Origin of the sequence: Azospirillum brasilense, from assembly GCF_003349955.1 — a bacterium.
GTDB lineage: Bacteria > Pseudomonadota > Alphaproteobacteria > Azospirillales > Azospirillaceae > Azospirillum > Azospirillum brasilense_B.
In genome coordinates, this window is sequence record NZ_QLKQ01000040.1 from 1 (window position 1) to 16438 (window position 16438).

At 68.5% G+C, this 16438-nt stretch carries 14 protein-coding genes and 1 other RNA gene; all 15 read left to right on the top strand.

Going from position 1 to position 16438, the window contains the following annotated elements:
* Positions 1 to 188 precede the first annotated feature (188 nt).
* The 15 genes from DXK32_RS17970 (at position 189) to ftsW (ending at position 16435) form a co-directional block, all read left to right on the top strand.
* Positions 189 to 2015 (top strand): ATP-binding cassette domain-containing protein, encoded by a 1827-nt coding sequence (locus DXK32_RS17970; RefSeq protein ID WP_114859777.1) that lies wholly within the window; start codon positions 189 to 191, stop codon positions 2013 to 2015.
* The gene (locus tag DXK32_RS17975; protein ID WP_114859778.1) at positions 2012 to 2890 is read left to right on the top strand and encodes a DMT family transporter; all 879 of its coding nucleotides are present in this window, start codon (positions 2012 to 2014) and stop codon (positions 2888 to 2890) included. Before DXK32_RS17970 ends, DXK32_RS17975 begins: the two co-directional genes overlap by 4 nt.
* A gap of 22 nt (positions 2891 to 2912) precedes the next feature.
* Positions 2913 to 3611, top strand: coding sequence for an N-acetylmuramoyl-L-alanine amidase (locus DXK32_RS17980; protein WP_114859779.1), 699 nt, complete (start codon positions 2913 to 2915; stop codon positions 3609 to 3611).
* Positions 3612 to 3730: 119 nt separating this feature from the next.
* On the top strand, positions 3731 to 4450 hold the full coding sequence (locus DXK32_RS17985) for a hypothetical protein (protein ID WP_114859780.1): 720 nt from the start codon (positions 3731 to 3733) through the stop codon (positions 4448 to 4450).
* Entirely contained in the window at positions 4447 to 4797 is a 351-nt protein-coding gene (locus tag DXK32_RS17990) for a hypothetical protein (protein ID WP_114859781.1), read from the top strand. Before DXK32_RS17985 ends, DXK32_RS17990 begins: the two co-directional genes overlap by 4 nt.
* 97 nt (positions 4798 to 4894) lie before the next feature.
* Positions 4895 to 5312, top strand: an RNA gene (rnpB, locus tag DXK32_RS17995) — RNase P RNA component class A.
* Between the two features lie 553 nt (positions 5313 to 5865).
* Positions 5866 to 6363, top strand: coding sequence for a division/cell wall cluster transcriptional repressor MraZ (locus DXK32_RS18000; protein WP_014241212.1), 498 nt, complete (start codon positions 5866 to 5868; stop codon positions 6361 to 6363).
* On the top strand, positions 6360 to 7364 hold the full coding sequence (gene rsmH / locus DXK32_RS18005; RefSeq protein WP_114859782.1) for a 16S rRNA (cytosine(1402)-N(4))-methyltransferase RsmH: 1005 nt from the start codon (positions 6360 to 6362) through the stop codon (positions 7362 to 7364). Before DXK32_RS18000 ends, rsmH begins: the two co-directional genes overlap by 4 nt.
* A complete protein-coding gene (gene ftsL, locus DXK32_RS18010) occupies positions 7361 to 8071 on the top strand; it encodes a cell division protein FtsL (protein ID WP_114859783.1) in 711 nt (236 codons plus the stop codon). The genes rsmH and ftsL overlap by 4 nt, the downstream gene beginning before the upstream one ends.
* Positions 8068 to 9873, top strand: coding sequence for a peptidoglycan D,D-transpeptidase FtsI family protein (locus tag DXK32_RS18015; protein ID WP_114859784.1), 1806 nt, complete (start codon positions 8068 to 8070; stop codon positions 9871 to 9873). Before ftsL ends, DXK32_RS18015 begins: the two co-directional genes overlap by 4 nt.
* Entirely contained in the window at positions 9854 to 11308 is a 1455-nt protein-coding gene (locus tag DXK32_RS18020; protein ID WP_114859816.1) for a UDP-N-acetylmuramoyl-L-alanyl-D-glutamate--2,6-diaminopimelate ligase, read from the top strand. Before DXK32_RS18015 ends, DXK32_RS18020 begins: the two co-directional genes overlap by 20 nt.
* Positions 11305 to 12801, top strand: a complete 1497-nt coding sequence (locus DXK32_RS18025) for a UDP-N-acetylmuramoylalanyl-D-glutamyl-2,6-diaminopimelate--D-alanyl-D-alanine ligase (protein ID WP_114859785.1) — start codon at positions 11305 to 11307, stop codon at positions 12799 to 12801. The genes DXK32_RS18020 and DXK32_RS18025 overlap by 4 nt, the downstream gene beginning before the upstream one ends.
* 10 nt (positions 12802 to 12811) lie before the next feature.
* Complete coding sequence (mraY, locus tag DXK32_RS18030) at positions 12812 to 13897, top strand: phospho-N-acetylmuramoyl-pentapeptide-transferase (protein WP_035675379.1); 1086 nt, start codon at positions 12812 to 12814, stop codon at positions 13895 to 13897.
* 13 nt (positions 13898 to 13910) lie between these two features.
* The gene (murD, locus tag DXK32_RS18035; RefSeq protein WP_114859786.1) at positions 13911 to 15314 is read left to right on the top strand and encodes a UDP-N-acetylmuramoyl-L-alanine--D-glutamate ligase; all 1404 of its coding nucleotides are present in this window, start codon (positions 13911 to 13913) and stop codon (positions 15312 to 15314) included.
* A complete protein-coding gene (ftsW, locus tag DXK32_RS18040; protein WP_205215758.1) occupies positions 15314 to 16435 on the top strand; it encodes a putative lipid II flippase FtsW in 1122 nt (373 codons plus the stop codon). The genes murD and ftsW overlap by 1 nt, the downstream gene beginning before the upstream one ends.
* Positions 16436 to 16438 lie beyond the last annotated feature (3 nt).

Sequence of the window (16438 nt, forward strand, 5' to 3'; positions counted from 1 at the left end):
CCTCCCCCGCTTCGCAGGAGGGGGACTCGAATCCCCTCCCCTGCGAAGCGGGGGATGGTTAGGGTGGGGGCCCGACGAAACCACCCCCCGTCCCTCCCCGTGCATCCCCGCCCCGGCGCAATCGGGTGTCGCGGGCCTGCGGACCGCACGCTATATAAGCACACCTCCGCACACCGTATCGTTGGGTCATGGCTCCTCCCGCTCCGATCACCGCGCTCCAGGGCGTGTCCGTCACCTTCGGTGGCCGTCCGCTGTTCGAAACCATCGACCTGTCCATCGGGCGGGGCGACAAGGCCTGTCTGGTCGGGCGGAACGGGTCCGGCAAATCGACGCTGATGAAGGTGCTGGCCGGCATGATCCAGCCGGACGGCGGCACCGTCTTCACCCAGCCGGGCGCCCGCATCGCCTATCTGCCGCAGGAGCCGGACTTCACCGGCTGCGCCACCGTCCACGACTATGTCGCCGCCGGCCTGCCCGCCGACGAGCGGGACGAGACCCACCGGGTGGACGCCGTGCTGGACCGGCTCCAGGTGCCCGGCCATCTCGACCCCAACACGCTGTCGGGCGGCGAGGCACGGCGCACGGCGCTGGCCCGCACGCTGGTCGGCGCCCCCGACGTCATGCTGCTCGACGAGCCGACCAACCACCTCGACCTCCCCACCATCGAGTGGCTGGAAGAGGAGCTGCTGGCCTACCGCGGCGGGCTGCTGCTGATCTCGCACGACCGCAGCTTCCTGAACCGGCTGGCCAAGCGCACGCTGTGGCTGGACCGCGGCACGGTGCGCGCCACCGACCGCGGCTTCGCCGAGTTCGAGACCTGGCAGGCCGAGGTGTTCGAATCGGAGGAGATCGCCGCCCAGAAGCTCGACCGCAAGATCGAAGGCGAGATGAAGTGGCTGCGCGAGGGCATCTCGGCCCGGCGCACCCGCAACATGGGCCGCGTGCGCGCCCTGCTCCAGCTCCGCACCGACCGCGCCGAGCGAATCAAGGGCGGCCAGCAGGCCAAGCTCGCCGTCGCCGAGGCCGAGCGCGGCGGCCGTCTGGTCATCGAGGCGGAGCGCATCTCCAAGGGCTTCGACACGGCGGACGGCCGCAAGACCATCGTCAACGGCTTCTCCACCCGCATCCTGCGCGGCGACCGGGTCGGGCTGATCGGGCCGAACGGTGCCGGCAAGACCACGCTGCTGAAGATGCTGACCGGCCAGATGGCGCCCGACGAGGGCACGGTCCGGCTGGGCACCAACATGGAAACCGCCTATTTCGACCAGCGGCGCGACGGGCTGGACCCCGAGGACACCATCCGCAAGGTGCTGTGCCCCTTCGGCGGCGACAGCGTGATGGTCAACGGCCAGCCGCGCCACGTCGCCGGCTACATGCGCGACTTCCTGTTCGACACGCGCCAGCTCGACAGCCCGGTCAAGGCGCTGTCGGGCGGCGAGCGCAACCGGCTGCTGCTCGCCCGGCTGTTCGCGCGGCCCAGCAACATGATGATCCTCGACGAGCCGACCAACGACCTCGACATGGACACGCTGGACCTGCTGGAGGACGTGCTCGGCGACTACCAGGGCACGCTGCTGCTGGTCAGCCACGACCGCGACTTCCTCGACCGGCTGGTCACCAGCACCATCGCGGTGGAGGGGGACGGCGTGATCGCCGAGTATCCCGGCGGCTACTCCGACTATCTGGTGCAGCGCCCGCCGCCCAAGGAGAAGGCCGCCGCCCCGGCCAAGGCGAAGCCCGCCGCCGCCCCGGCGGCCGCCAAGCCGAAGGGCAAGCTCAGCTACAAGGACCAGCGGGAGCTGGACGACCTGCCCGCCCGCATGGACAAGCTGACCGCCGAGGTGGCGAAGCTCGAGGCGGCGCTGGCCGATCCCGACCTGTTCGCCCGCGACGCCGCCAAGTTCCAGAAGACGTCCGATCAGTTGCAGGCGAAACAAAACGAGCTGGCCGGCGCCGAGGAGCGCTGGCTGGAGCTGGAGGCCCTGCGCGAGGAGCTGGAAGGCGGCCGCGGATGAGTCTGCGCGACTCGCTGCTGGCGCTCCTGGTCATGGCGATCTGGGGCCTGAACTTCGTTGTCGCCAAGTGGGGGCTGGCCGAGTTCCCGCCCCTCTTCATCATGGCCCTGCGCTTCATCGCGGTGGCGGCGCTGATCCTGCCCTTCAAGCGGATCCCCTGGAGCGCGGTGCGGCCCATCGCGATTCTGTCGGTGACGCTGGGGACCGTGCATTTCCCGCTGATGTTCACCGGGCTGAACGGCATCGACGCGGCCACCGCGTCGCTGGCCGCGCAGGCGCAGGTGCCCTTCTCCTCCCTGTTGGCCGCGCTGATCTTCAAGGACAAGCTGGGCTGGCGCCGCGCCACCGGCATGGCCGCGGCCTTCGCCGGCGTCGCGGTGATCGCGGGCGAGCCGCGTCTGTCCGGGTCGCTGGTGCCGCTGTTCATGATCCTTGGCGCCAGCTTCGCCTTCGCCGTCGCCAGCATCCAGATGAAGATGATCGTCGGGGTGGACGGCTTCGCGTTGAACGGTTGGATGGCGCTGTTCGCCGCCCCGCAGCTGCTGCTGCTCTCCTTCCTGTTCGAGGAGGGGCAGATGGCCGCGCTCACCAACGCCACCTTGTGGGGCTGGGGCTCCGTCGCCTACATGGCGGTGGGCGTGACCATGGGCGCCTATGGGATGTGGTACCCGCTGCTGCGCAAATACTCGGTCAACCAGACCATGCCCTTCCTGCTGACCGTGCCGGTCTTCGGCGTGCTGGCGGGCGTTCTGCTGATGGACGATCCCTTCACGCTCCGGCTGGTCCTGGGCGGACTGTTGACCGTGGGCGGCATGGCCGTCATCGTGAAGCGGCGCCCGACGACGCTGGCGGAGAAGGTGACGAATCCGACCTGAGGAAGCCCGACCTGAGGACATCATGACGCGCACGGGCACCGGATGCATCGACCTCCCCTCCCCCAACCACGGGCCGCGGCCCGAGGGCGTGGGGGTGGAACTGCTGATCCTCCATTACACGGGGATGCCCACCGCCGAGTCGGCGCTGAGCCGGCTGTGCGAGCCCGCCGCCCAGGTCAGCGCCCACTACACGGTGGACGAGGACGGCACCGTCTACACCCATGTGCCGGAGGACCGGCGCGCCTGGCACGCCGGCCTGTCCTCCTGGCGGGGCCGGGCCGACGTCAACAGCCGCTCCATCGGAATCGAGATCGTCAATCCGGGGCACGAGTTCGGCTACCGCCCCTTCCCCGCCGCCCAGATGGCCGCCGTGGCCGATCTCTGCCTGGACATCATGGGCCGGCATGGCATCGCGCCCGCCGACGTGCTCGGCCACAGCGACATCGCCCCCGCCCGCAAGGAGGACCCCGGCGAGCTGTTCGACTGGCCGGGGCTGGCCGCGCGCGGAATCGGGCTGTGGCCGAAGGTCTGCGCCGTCGACGACGGGCCGTTCACCGAGGAGGAGGCGGCGGACCTCCTGAAGCGCTATGGGTACGACTCGGCCTGCCCACGCGCGCAGTTGGCCTTCCAGCGGCACTTTCAGCCGGACGGGATGACCGGCAGGGCCGACGCCGAAACGGTGCGGCGGCTGCGGGCGCTGACGCGCATGACCGGGCGGTGATCCCGCGGGCGGATCGATCTCCGGCGGTCAGGTTGTGGTTGAACGGCTCTCTCCAGATGCGCTAAAGGCGAGTCATTGCGCCCGAAAAGGCGATTTCCCCTGGAAATGCACACGCACCGATGACCGCCCGCATAGACATCGATCACGGCCGTTCCAAAATCGTCGCCAGCGGCCGCTCCCTTGCCCAAGTGAATGTCTGGTGCATGGCCCATCTGGGCATGCCACTATGGGGCTTCGCCATGGCGTTGACCGCACGCATACCGGTCGCACGGGTGTTGTGTCGTGTCGTGAACGGCGATAAACTGATGGTTCGGTTGCGCGTCTTCACGCTCACCGGCGCCGATGGAGTGGCCGTCCGGCGCATCGATCCCATCAATCTTCACGTTTACAACACGCTGCTCAAGGTTTCCAACCGTGCAAGGCGGGGTGCCCTGACGCATCCCATTCACCAGAATTTTTATTTGATCTACAGGATGCTCGGCATCCACCGCATCGACCTGCACGCGGCGCTCACCATGGGGGGATATGTCTGGGCAAAGTCCGGCTTTCTGCCGGACTCGCCGTCCGCATGGAGGAGTCTGGCGAATCGCCTGCTTGTCCGGTGGGGCGCGGAACGGTCCAGCGTGGATTCCATGACCTACCGGCTCGTCGAGAGAATTCTCAATCATCCGTCTCCGACATCGTTGCGAGAACTCGTCGACCCTCGCTTCCGGCACCCCCCGAGCGGACATTCGGTGGGGCGATTCCTTTTGGAAGGTGAGAGCTGGACTGGATTTTTGGACCTCACGAACCGAGAATCCGTTACCATGTACCTGTCCGAAACGGGAGTGCTGCCATGACCAGACACATCATGAGCTTCATGGACGACGGATATGTGCAACACCTGCAGTTCGCCGGCTGGCCTCCGCAGGGATGGCGCATCGAACCATCGGTATCCCAGATCAGCGCGGCGAACGATCCCTCCGGGGACGGCGCCCCCGATCGGCTGGACGAGGGTTGTCTCCATGAGGAGCCCGTTCACGGCGCCGATGGCTATCTTCGTGACGAAGAAGCCATGCTCGACGGCCTGATGCCGGTACCAGCCCGCTTTTCCGAATCCGAGATCGAGAGAATGCGCGTCAAGTTCGGCTTCACGGACGAGGAGGTCGAAGCGTTGCGCGCCATAGGAAACACGCCCCAACGCTAACCCGTCCGTTCCGAACGGGCATCGCCCCGGACGAACGCCGGAGCAACGGCTGGAAGCCTGTTGCGAATCACACGGCGACTCTGTACACACTGCCGCGCCAGATGGCCGGATGGCCGCCTTCGACCTTTTGGATCGGGGGAGGAAAGTCCGGGCTCCACGGAAACACGGTGCCGGCTAACGGCCGGCGGGGGCGACCCTAGGGAAAGTGCCACAGAGAGCAAACCGCCACCGGCCTCGTGCCGGCGGTAAGGGTGAAAGGGTGCGGTAAGAGCGCACCGCGCGCCTGGCAACAGGGGCGGCACGGTAAACCCCACCGGGAGCAAGACCGAATAGGGGCGGCACGGCCCGCCATCTCCGCTGATCCCTGATCGGTTGGGATGGTCTGGGGCCAAGCGCGTTTCCGCGCCGCCGCCCGGGTTGGTTGCGTGAGGCGCCGGGCAACCGGCGTCCCAGATGAATGGCCATCCATCAGGGTAACCTGAGGACAAAACCCGGCTTACAGGCCATCTGGCGTTTATCCCCACCACCTCCGGACAACGGACCACCCCTTTCCCGCGGCCCGGGCCTGGGATTGCGCGCCCTTGTCCACAGATGTCCCCAGCTTCATCCACAGCCGGTGGATAACTGTGGGGCAAATTCCCATGCCGTCCCATGCCATGCGTCGGTAGGTTACCCCAGAAGGCTATACCATTCGTAGGGTGCGATTCGCCTTTATGGAAAGCCACATGATGGGAACTATTCGCGGGACTCACGGAACATCCTGCGAACTCTGTGGGGCAACCCCGCGTAATCGCTCATTAGCGCGCTGGTATATTGCCGATTCTCGCCGATTCGGTTCACCTATTTGCACGCTGGCAACACATCGCCCCAAAAGTCTTGACAGCACCATATGAATACTGGAGGGGGCGTTGACGCCCAAACTGTCCCATGCTATCCCATGAAAGCCCAGTTCGGAGGGGGAACTACCCAACCAAGGTAGCCAAACCGGGCACGTTCAGCGGCAAGAGCGGATAGGGCTTCGCGACGGCGAAGACCGGCAACGGGATAAGGGGGGCGTTCGTCAGGCCGATGGCCATTTTCCTGTCCACATACGTCAACAAAGTTGACAGGAAAGGCCGCTGCTCCATCCCGGCGCAGTTCCGGCAGTCGCTTGCCAAGACGTCGGCTCCCGGCACCGTCTATCTCTGGCCTTCGCTGAATCATCAGGCGCTGGAAGGCGCCGATCAGGATTATCTCGACGTGCTGTCCGAAAGCCTGGAATCCCCCGATCTGGATTCGGACGAGCGCGACATGATCGAGACCTTCATCTTCGGCAAGCTGATCCCCGTCTCGCTGGACACCGAAGGCCGGATCGTCCTGCCCAAGGAACTCGCCGAATTCGCCGGAATCGACGAGGAAGCCGCCTTCATCGGCCGCCGCAAGACCTTCCAGATCTGGGAGCCCGGCGCCCTGAAGGCCCATGAACAGACGCTGCGCGACCAGGTCGTGCGCAAGGACATTTCGCTGAGCCAGATCGTCGCCAAGGCGTCCCGCGCCGCCGCCGGCCGGGCAGGGGAGGGCGCATGATCGTGAAATTCCCCGCTCCCGTCTCCTCCGCTCCGGATTCGCCGCACATCTCCGTCCTGCTGAACGAGGTCGTGGACGCGCTCTCCCCGCGCGACGGCGGCGTCTATGTGGACGGCACCTTTGGCGCCGGCGGCTATTCCCGCGCGATTCTCGACCGGGCCGACTGCCGGGTCTGGGGAATCGACCGCGATCCCGAAGCCATCGAACGTGGCCGCCAGCTCGCCCTCGCCTATCCGGGCCGGCTGGAGATCGTCGAAGGCCGATTCGGCGACATGGACCGGCTGCTCGCCGAGCACGGCGTCGAATCGGTGGACGGCGTGGCGCTGGACATCGGCGTCTCCTCCCCGCAGATCGACGAGCCGGAGCGCGGCTTCTCCTTCCGATTCGACGGTCCGCTCGACATGCGGATGGGACGCGATGGGCCGACCGCCGCCGACGTGGTGAACACCGCCACCCAGGACGAGCTGGCCGACATCGTCTTCCATTACGGCGAGGAGCGCATGGCCCGCCGCGTGGCCCGCGCCATCGTCGCCGCGCGGCTGGACACCCCGTTCGCGCGCACCAAGCAGCTGGCCGACGTGGTGCGGTCGGTGGTGCCGAAGGGGAAGGGCGACGCCATCGACCCGGCGACCCGGACCTTCCAGGCGCTGCGCATCCATGTGAACGACGAGCTGGGCGAGCTTCGCCGCGGCCTCGCCGCCGCCGAATCGCTGCTGAAGCCCGGCGGCCGCCTTGCCGTCGTCTCCTTCCATTCGCTGGAGGACCGGGAAGTGAAGATGTTCCTGAAGGAACGCTCCTCGCCCCCGCCCTCCCCGTCCCGACACGCGCCGAGCCTTGCGGCGGACGCGCGTTCCCCATCCTTCCGGCTCCTGTCGCGCAAGCCCATCGTGCCGACGGACCAGGAAGCCCACAGCAACCCACGCGCGCGCTCTGCCCGGCTGCGCGCGGCTGAACGCACGGCGGCGCCGGCCTATCCGGCGCCCGGCAAGGAGGCGGCATGAAATACAAATCCGCACTTTTCTGGGGTGGCCTGATCGCCGCCGCCGGCTTCGTCCTGTTCGAGACCAGCTACGAGGTTCAGGAGCTGGAGGAAAAGCTGGGCTCGCTCAATCGCAAGATCATGGTGGAGCAGGAGGCCATCCAGGTCCTCAAGGCCGAGTGGAGCTTTCTGAACGACCCGACCCGCCTGGAGAATCTGTCGCGCGAGCATCTGGCGCTGCAGCCGACCGAAGCGCGCCAGTTCGTGGCGATGACCATCGTGCCGATGCGCCCCTCCCCCACCGTCGCGCCGGAGGAGGCCCCGCTGCCGCCGATGGTCCGCAACCAGACGCCGGGCAAGGCGCCGAACGTGGCGACGGCCTCCACCGGGGACAGCGTCGTGGGTGGCGGCGCCATCATTCAGGGTGGCGTGGTGATCCCGGCCTCGGCCTCGCCGATCAAGCCGGCCCCGATCAAGCCCTCGGCCATCGTGCCCGCCTCGGCCAAGGCGCCGCCCCTGCCCTCCGCCGCCAAGTCGGCCCCGGCGCGCATGGTGACGACCGGGCCGACCGAGGTCGCCACCAAGCCGCCGGTCACCGCCCGGACGCTGGCGCCGCCGCCCGCGGCCCGTCCTCAGCCGCAGCAGGCCGGCTTCCAGCCGCCGGCCGCTCCTCCGGCGCAGCATGACAGCATCGGTCTTCTCGTCGCCCGTCTCGGAGCCAACCGATGAGCGTTCCGCCGCCCGGCATCGATCCCGCGCACGGCGCCTACAGCGTCCCGCCCCCGGCTTCCAAGCCGCGGACGTCGCTGTCGGTCGCGCTGGAGCAGAGCCGGAACCGGTTGATGGTGACCGCGGCCATGGTCGCCGTGGTCTTTTCCGCCATCGGCGTGAAGCTCGTGGACGCGACGCTGTTCAACCACGCCGCGGAACCGCGTCCGCGCATGGCCGCGGAGGTCGACGCCCCGCCGGTCAACCGTGCCGACATCGTGGACCGCAACGGCAACCTGCTGGCGACCTCGCTCGCCACGCAGTCGCTTTACGCTGACCCGAAGCTGATCAGCCGCCCGGACGAGGTCGCGCGCAAGCTCACCACCGCCCTGCCGGAGCTGGACTACAAGGACCTGCTGACCAAGCTCAGCGGCGACAAGCGGTTCGTCTGGATCAAGCGCAACCTGACGCCGAGGCAGCAGGCGGCGGTGTTCCGGCTGGGCCTGCCCGGCGTCTATTTCGAACGGGAGGAGCGCCGCTTCTACCCGGCCTCCAACCTGACCTCGCATCTGGTCGGCTTCACCGGCGTCGACAACAACGGGCTCGCCGGGCTGGAACAGCAGTTCAACAAGCGGCTGACCACCGACCCGAAGCCGTTGCAGCTGTCGATCGACCTGCGCCTTCAGCACATCATGAAGAAGGAATTGCAGACGACGATCGACGAGTTCAGCGCCATCGGCGCCACCGGCATCATCTACGATGTCCGCAACGGCGAAGTCATGTCGATGGTCTCGCTGCCCGATTACGATCCGCACAACCCGACGGGGCTCGACCCGGACACGCTGTTCAACCGCGCGACGCTCGGCGTGTACGAGATGGGCTCCACCTTCAAGATCTTCAACACGGCGATGTCGCTGGATTCGGGCAAGATCCGCGTCTCCGACACTTTCGACACCATCAACAACATCAAGGTGGGCCGTTTCACGATCCGCGAATACCACCCCTTCCGCCACAACCTGACGGTGGCGGAGGTGTTCCAGGAATCGTCGAACCTCGGGTCGGTGCGCATGGCCATGTCTCTGGGCGTGCAGCACCAGAAGTCCTTCCTGACCAAGCTGGGGATGACCCGCCCGACCTCGCTGGAGTTGCCGGAGAACGGCTGGCCGCTGGTGCCCAATCCGTGGCGGGAGGTCAACACCATGACCATCTCCTTCGGCCATGGCATGTCGGTCAGCCCGATGCACACGGTCAATGCGGCGGCCTCGATCATCAACGGCGGCGTGCTGCACCCGCCGACCCTGCTGAAGCGAGACCCCACGGTCGAGGTGCCGGGCGAGCAGGTCATCAGCCCGAAGACCTCGGCGATGATGCGCCGCCTGTTCCGCTTCGTGGTCACCGACGGCACGGCGAAGTCGGCCAACGCCAAGGGCTACGTCGTCGGCGGCAAGACCGGCACGGCGGAGAAGCAGAAGGGCCGGAGCTACGCGCGGAACTCCCGCATGTCGTCGTTCCTCGGCGCCTTCCCGATGCACGACCCCCGCTACATCGTCTATGTCCTGGTGGACGAGCCGAAGGGCACCAAGAAGACCTACGGCTTCGCCACCGGCGGCTGGGTCGCCGCTCCCGCGGTCGGCCGGATCGTCAAGCAGATCGGCCCGCTGCTGGGCGTCCAGCCGGTGGACGAGGCGTCGCCCGAGGTCATCAACGCCACCTACATCAACACCGCCGGTCAGACGACCCCGCCCGCACCGCCGCCTCCGCCCGCGCAACCGAAAGGCAGCACCGTTGCTTCTGTCCCACCTGCTGGCAACAAGCCGCGCTGACGCTGCGTCCTCCTCCGTCGAGGTGCCAGCCGTCGAAGTGACCGGGTTGACCGCGGACAGCCGCGCGGTCAGGCCCGGTTTCGTCTTTGCCGCCCTGCCGGGCGCGAAGGCGGACGGGCGCGCCTTCATCGCCGACGCGCTCGCCAAGGGCGCCGTCGCGGTGGTGGCGCCCGTCGGCACCGCCCTGCCCGCCGGCAGCGCCGCCGCTCTGGTCGCCGACGAGCAGCCGCGCCGCCTCTTCGCGCGCCTCGCCGCCGCCTTCCACGGGCGGCAGCCGGACACCGTGGTCGCCGTGACGGGGACCAACGGCAAGACCTCCACCGTCCAGTTCGCCCGCCAGATGTGGGACCTGATGGGCCTGAAAGCGGCCAGCCTGGGCACGCTGGGGCTGATCGGGCCGGGGCTGGACGATTACGGCGGGATGACCACGCCGGACCCGGTGTCGCTCCACCGCGACCTCGCCGCCGTCAAGGACAAGGGGATCGAGCATCTGGCGATGGAGGCGTCCAGCCATGGGCTGGAGCAGTTCCGTCTCGACGGCGTGGCCCTCAAGGCCGCGGGCTTCACCAACCTGACCCGCGACCATCTGGACTACCACGGCACGATGGAGGCCTACCTCCAGGCCAAGGCGATGCTGTTCGGACGGGTGTTGCCCGATGGGGGAACCGCCGTCCTGAACGCCGACAGCGGCACCTTCGCCGAGCTTGCCGGGATTTGTTCACAGCGCGGTCACCGCGTCTTCGGGTACGGTCTGGCCGGTCGCGAGATCCGGGTGAACGGGGTCGAGCCGCTGGCCCACGGCCAGCGCCTGGACCTGACGGTCCTGGGCCGCGACATCACCGTGGACCTGCCGCTGGCGGGCCGCTTCCAGGCGTGGAACGCGCTGTGCGCGCTCGGTCTGGTGATCGGCTCCGGCGCGGACCGTGACGAGGCCCTGGCCACCCTGACCCGCCTGGACGGCGTGCCGGGACGCCTGCAGCACGTCGCCACCCACCCCTGCGGGGCGGCGGTCTATGTCGATTTCGCCCACACGCCCGACGCGCTGGAAACGGTGCTGCTGGCGCTGAAGCAGCACGCCCGGAACCGCCTGATCGCGGTGTTCGGGTGCGGCGGCGACCGCGACCGCGGGAAGCGGCCGGTGATGGGGGAGCTGGCCGGCCGTCTGGCCGACCGCGCCATCGTCACCGACGACAACCCGCGCACCGAGGTGCCGGCGGCCATCCGCAAGGAGGTCCTGGCGGGCCATCCGGCTCTGGAGGAGATCGGCGACCGGCGCGAGGCCATCCGCGCCGCCGTCCGCAGCCTCCGGCCCGGTGACGTCCTGGTCATCGCCGGCAAGGGACATGAGCATGGTCAGATCGTCGGGACGGAGGTCCTTCCCTTCGACGACGCGACCGAGGCACGAGCCGCCGTGGCAGAGGTTGGAGCAGCATGAGCGAGGCCAAGACCGTCCTGTGGACCGCCGAGGACGCCGCCGCCGCCACCAGCGGTCAGGCGACGCGCTCCTGGGCGGCGACCGGGGTCAGCATCGACAGCCGCAAGGTGGCGCCGGGCGACCTGTTCGTCGCCATCAAGGGGCCGAACTTCGACGGGCACGACTTCGTCGCCAAGGCGCTGGAGGCCGGCGCCGCCGCGGCGCTGGTCAGCACCGTGCCCCCCGGCGTGCCGGGCGACGCCTCCCTTCTGGCGGTGGAGCAGGACACGCTGGCGGCGCTGGGCGATCTCGGCCACGTCGCGCGGCTGCGCACCCAGGCCAGGGTGGTGGGCGTCACCGGCTCGGTCGGCAAGACCAGCACCAAGGAGGCGCTGCGCCACGTCCTGTCGGCGCAAGGCCGCACCTTCGCCACCGAAGGCAGTCTGAACAACCATTGGGGCGTGCCCCTGTCGCTGGCCCGCATGCCGGAGGACAGCGAGTTCGGCGTGTTCGAGCTGGGCATGAACCACGCCGGGGAACTCGGCCCGCTGTCGCGGCAGGTGATGCCCGACGTCGCGGTCATCACCACGGTCGAGGCCGCTCATCTGGAGTTCTTCGACTCCGTCGAGGCGATCGCCGACGCCAAGGCCGAGATCTTCGAGGGTATGAACCCCAACGGGGTCGCCGTCCTCAACCGCGACAACCCGCATTTCGCCCGTCTGCTCGCCGCCGCGCGCACCCAGGGACTGAGCCGCATCTGGAGCTTCGGCTCCCACGCCGACGCCGACGCGCGTCTGGTGGACTGCTCGCTGCACGCCACCTGCAGCGCCGTGACCGCGGTCATCCGCGGCGAGCGCATCCAATACTGTCTGGCCCTGCCCGGCCGGCATTGGGTGATGAACAGCCTCGCGGTGCTGCTGGCGGTCAAGGCGCTGGGCGCCGACGTCGCCGCGGCGGCCCGCGCCCTGTCCACCATCGCGCCGGTGAAGGGCCGCGGCACGCGCAAGCGCGTCCAGGCCGCCCGGGGCGCCTTCACCCTGATCGACGAGAGCTACAACGCCAGCCCCGCCGCCATGACCGCGACCTTCGCGGTGCTCGGCAAGATCGACCCCGGCGCCGGCGGCAAGCGCCTCGCCGTGCTGGGCGACATGCGGGAGTTGGGCGACCGCGCCGACGCCCTGCACGCCGCGCTGGCCGAACCGCTGCGCGCCGCGCGTGTGGACGCCGTCTACGCCTGCGGCCCGCACATGCGCGCCCTGTTCGACCGCCTGCCCGCCGCCCTGCGCGGCGCCTGGACGGAAACCAGCGCCGAGTTGGCCCCCCTCCTGGCCGGCGCGGTGCGCGGCGGCGACGTGGTGCTGGTCAAGGGGTCCCTTGGCAGCCGCATGGCGACGGTGGTGGACGCCCTGTCCGCCCTGGACACCAAAGACGGCAAACAAACCGAAAAGAACAACAACGGCTCCTCGCCCGCGACTGACACGGATCAGACCGCGGCGCACGGGCACAAAGGCTGACCGCTTCACGATGCTCTACAACCTGCTCTTCCCTCTGGCGGACGTCTTCACGCCGTTCAACCTGTTCCGGTATCTGACCTTCCGGACGGGGGGCGCGGTGCTGACGGCGCTCGTCATCAGCTTCGTGTTCTTTCCGCGCCTGATCGCGTGGCTGAAACGCAAGCAGGGCGAGGGCCAGCCGATCCGTTCCGACGGGCCGGAAAGCCATGCGAAGAAGAAGGGCACGCCCACCATGGGCGGCCTGATGATCCTGATCGCCGTGTCGATCAGCACGCTGCTGTGGGTCGACCTGACCAACGCCTACACCTGGATCGTGCTGCTGGTGACGATTGGCTACGGGCTGATCGGCTTCGGCGACGATTACCTGAAGCTGACCAAGCGCAACACCAAGGGCCTGTCGGGCCGCTTCCGCCTGACCTGGGAGATCATCATCGGAGTCTCCGCCGCCGCCGCCATCATGTATGTGTCGGCGCCGCCGCTGTCCGGCGGTCTGGCCGTGCCCTTCGTGAAGGACTTCCTGATCCAGCTCTCCTGGTTCTTCATCCCCGTCGGCGCCTTCGTCATGGTCGGCGCGTCGAACGCGGTGAACCTGACGGACGGGCTGGACGGGCTGGCCATCGTGCCGACGATGATCGCGGCGGGCTGCTTCGGCCTGATCGCCTATCTGACCGGCAACGCGATCTTCGCCAACTATCTCCAGATCCACCATGTGCCCGGTGCTGGTGAGCTTGCCGTTTTCTGCGGGGCTCTGGTCGGTGCGGGGATCGGTTTCCTCTGGTACAACGCGCCCCCCGCCATGGTCTTCATGGGCGACACCGGCTCGCTGGCCCTCGGCGGCGCGCTGGGAGCCGTCAGCGTGGTCACCAAGCACGAGATCGTGCTGGCGATCATCGGCGGCCTGTTCGTGCTGGAGACCGTGTCGGTGATCGTCCAGGTCGCCTCGTTCAAGCTGACCGGAAAGCGGGTGTTCCGCATGGCGCCTCTGCACCATCACTTCGAGAAGAAGGGATGGGCGGAGTCCACCGTGGTCATCCGCTTCTGGATCATCGCCTCCATCCTGGCCCTGGTCGGCCTGTCCACGCTGAAGCTCCGGTAAGGGTCGCCGCCCGATGATCAACCTGTTCTACATGGAAGGACTGCCGGTGGCGGTCATGGGGCTGGGCAAGTCGGGCCTCGCCACGGCGGAGGCGCTGACCCAGAGCGGCGCCAACGTGTGGGTGTGGGACGACAACGAGTCCAGCCGCGCGGACGCGCTGAGCAAGGGCTACAAGGTCGTCGACCTGACCACGGCGGACCTGACCGAGCTGACCACCATCGTCTGGTCGCCCGGCATCCCGCACACCCATCCGAAGCCCCACCCGGTGGCCCTGCGCGCCCGCGCCGCGAACATCGAGCTGGTCTGCGACATCGAGATGCTGGCCCGGTCGGAGCGCGATTCGGCCTACATCGGCATCACCGGCACCAACGGGAAGTCCACCACCACGACCCTGATCGGCCATGTGATGGAGGCCGCCGGGCGGCGCATCGCGGTCGGCGGCAACCTGGGCACCCCGGTGCTCACCTTCCCCTCCGTGGGGGCCGGCGGCAGCTACGTGCTGGAGATGTCGAGCTACCAGCTCGAGCTGACCTACTCGATCACCTTCGACGTAGCGGTGCTGCTCAACATCACGCCGGACCATCTGGCCCGGCACGGCGGCATGGACGGCTACGTCGCGGCCAAGAAACTGATCTTCCACCGCCAGACCAAGCCGCGCACCGCGGTGATCGGCGTGGACGACCCGACCTGCCGGGCGATCTGGGAGGAGTTGAAGGCCAAGGGCGATCAGGTGATCTGGCCGGTTTCCGCCCTGGGCCCGGTGCCCGGCGGCGTCTACGCCGCGGACGGCTGGCTGGTCGACGACACCTTCGGCGCCGCGGAGCGCGTGGCCAAACTGGCCGCCTTCCCAGCGCTGCTCGGCACCCACAACTGGCAGAACGCCGCCGCGGCCTTCGCGGCCTGCAAGGCGGCGGGCGTGCCGACCCCGGCCATCGTCGCCGCCATGACCACCTTCCCCGGCCTCGCCCATCGCCAGCAGCTGGTGCGGACCATCGACGGCGTGCGCTTCGTCAACGACAGCAAGGCGACCAACGCCGACGCCACGGAAAAGGCGCTGGCGACCTTCGACCCGATCTACTGGATCCTCGGCGGTCAGGCCAAGGAGACCGGGCTCGACGGGCTGGAGGCCTACGCGCCGCGCGTCCGCCACGCCTTCCTGATCGGCGAGGCGTCGGACCGCTTCGCCGCGTGGCTGGAGGCCAACAAGGTCCCGCACACCCGCTGCGGCACGCTGGACGTGGCAGTCAACGCCGCGGCGGAGCTGGCGCTGGCCGAGGCGCTGCCCGGCGCCTGCGTGCTGCTGTCGCCGGCCTGCGCCTCCTGGGACCAGTTCGCGAATTTCGAGAAACGCGGCGAGGCCTTCGCCGACGCCGTGAACCGCCTCGAAGGCAACGCCGTTCCGGGGGACCGCGCCTGATGATGACCTTCGACCGCACCGACCAATCCATCTTCGGCCGCTGGTGGTGGACGGTCGACCGCTGGCAGCTCGCCGCGCTGGCGGTGCTGATGGCGCTCGGCACGGTCCTGATCACCGCGGCCAGCCCGCCGGTGGCGGAGCGCATCGGCATCCAGGACACCTTCTACTTCGTCGAACGCCACCTGATGATGCTGATCCCCAGCGTCGCCATCATGTGCGGCGTCTCGCTGCTCAGCCCGCGCGGCGTGCGGCGGGCGGCGCTGGTGGTGTTCCTGATCGCGGTGGCGATGGTCTACGCGACGCTGGTCGTCGGCGTCGAGATCAAGGGCGCGCGGCGCTGGATCCACATTCCCGGCCTGTCGATCCAGCCCTCGGAGTTCGTGAAGCCGGCCTTCGCGGTGGTTGCGGCGTGGCTGTTCTCGCTGAAGCGCACCAACCCGGGTTTTCCCGGTCGGGCCCTGTCCATCCTCCTCTATGGCGTCACCGTCGGCGGCCTGCTGCTCCAGCCCGACCTGGGCATGACGGTGGTGGTGTCGGCGGTGTGGTTCTCGCAGTTCTTCCTGGCCGGCCTGAACATCATGCTGGTCGCCGGGATGGGCGTGGCGGGTGTGGCGGGCATCGTCGGCGCCTATTTCACGCTGCCGCACGTCCACAGCCGCATCAACCGCTTCCTCGACCCGTCGAGCGGCGACACCTATCAGGTCAGCCGCTCGCTGGAGGCCTTCGCCAACGGCGGGCTGATGGGCACCGGCCCCGGCCAGGGAACGGTGAAATACTCGCTGCCGGACAGCCACGCCGACTTCATCTTCGCCGTCGCCGGCGAGGAGATGGGGCTGATCTTCTGCCTGATCATCATCCTGCTGTTCGCCTTCATCGTGCTGCGCGGCTTCGCGCGGGTGTTCAACGACACCAACTATTTCGTGCTGCTGGCGGCGAGCGGCCTGCTGATCCAGTTCGGCCTGCAGGCGGCGATCAACATGGGCTCCGCCCTGCATCTGATGCCGACCAAGGGCATGACGCTGCCCTTCATCTCCTACGGCGGTTCCTCGCTGCTGGCGCTGGGCTTCGGCATGGGCATGGTGCTGGCGCTGACCCGCAAACGCTTCGGCCCGGCGGAGTGACGC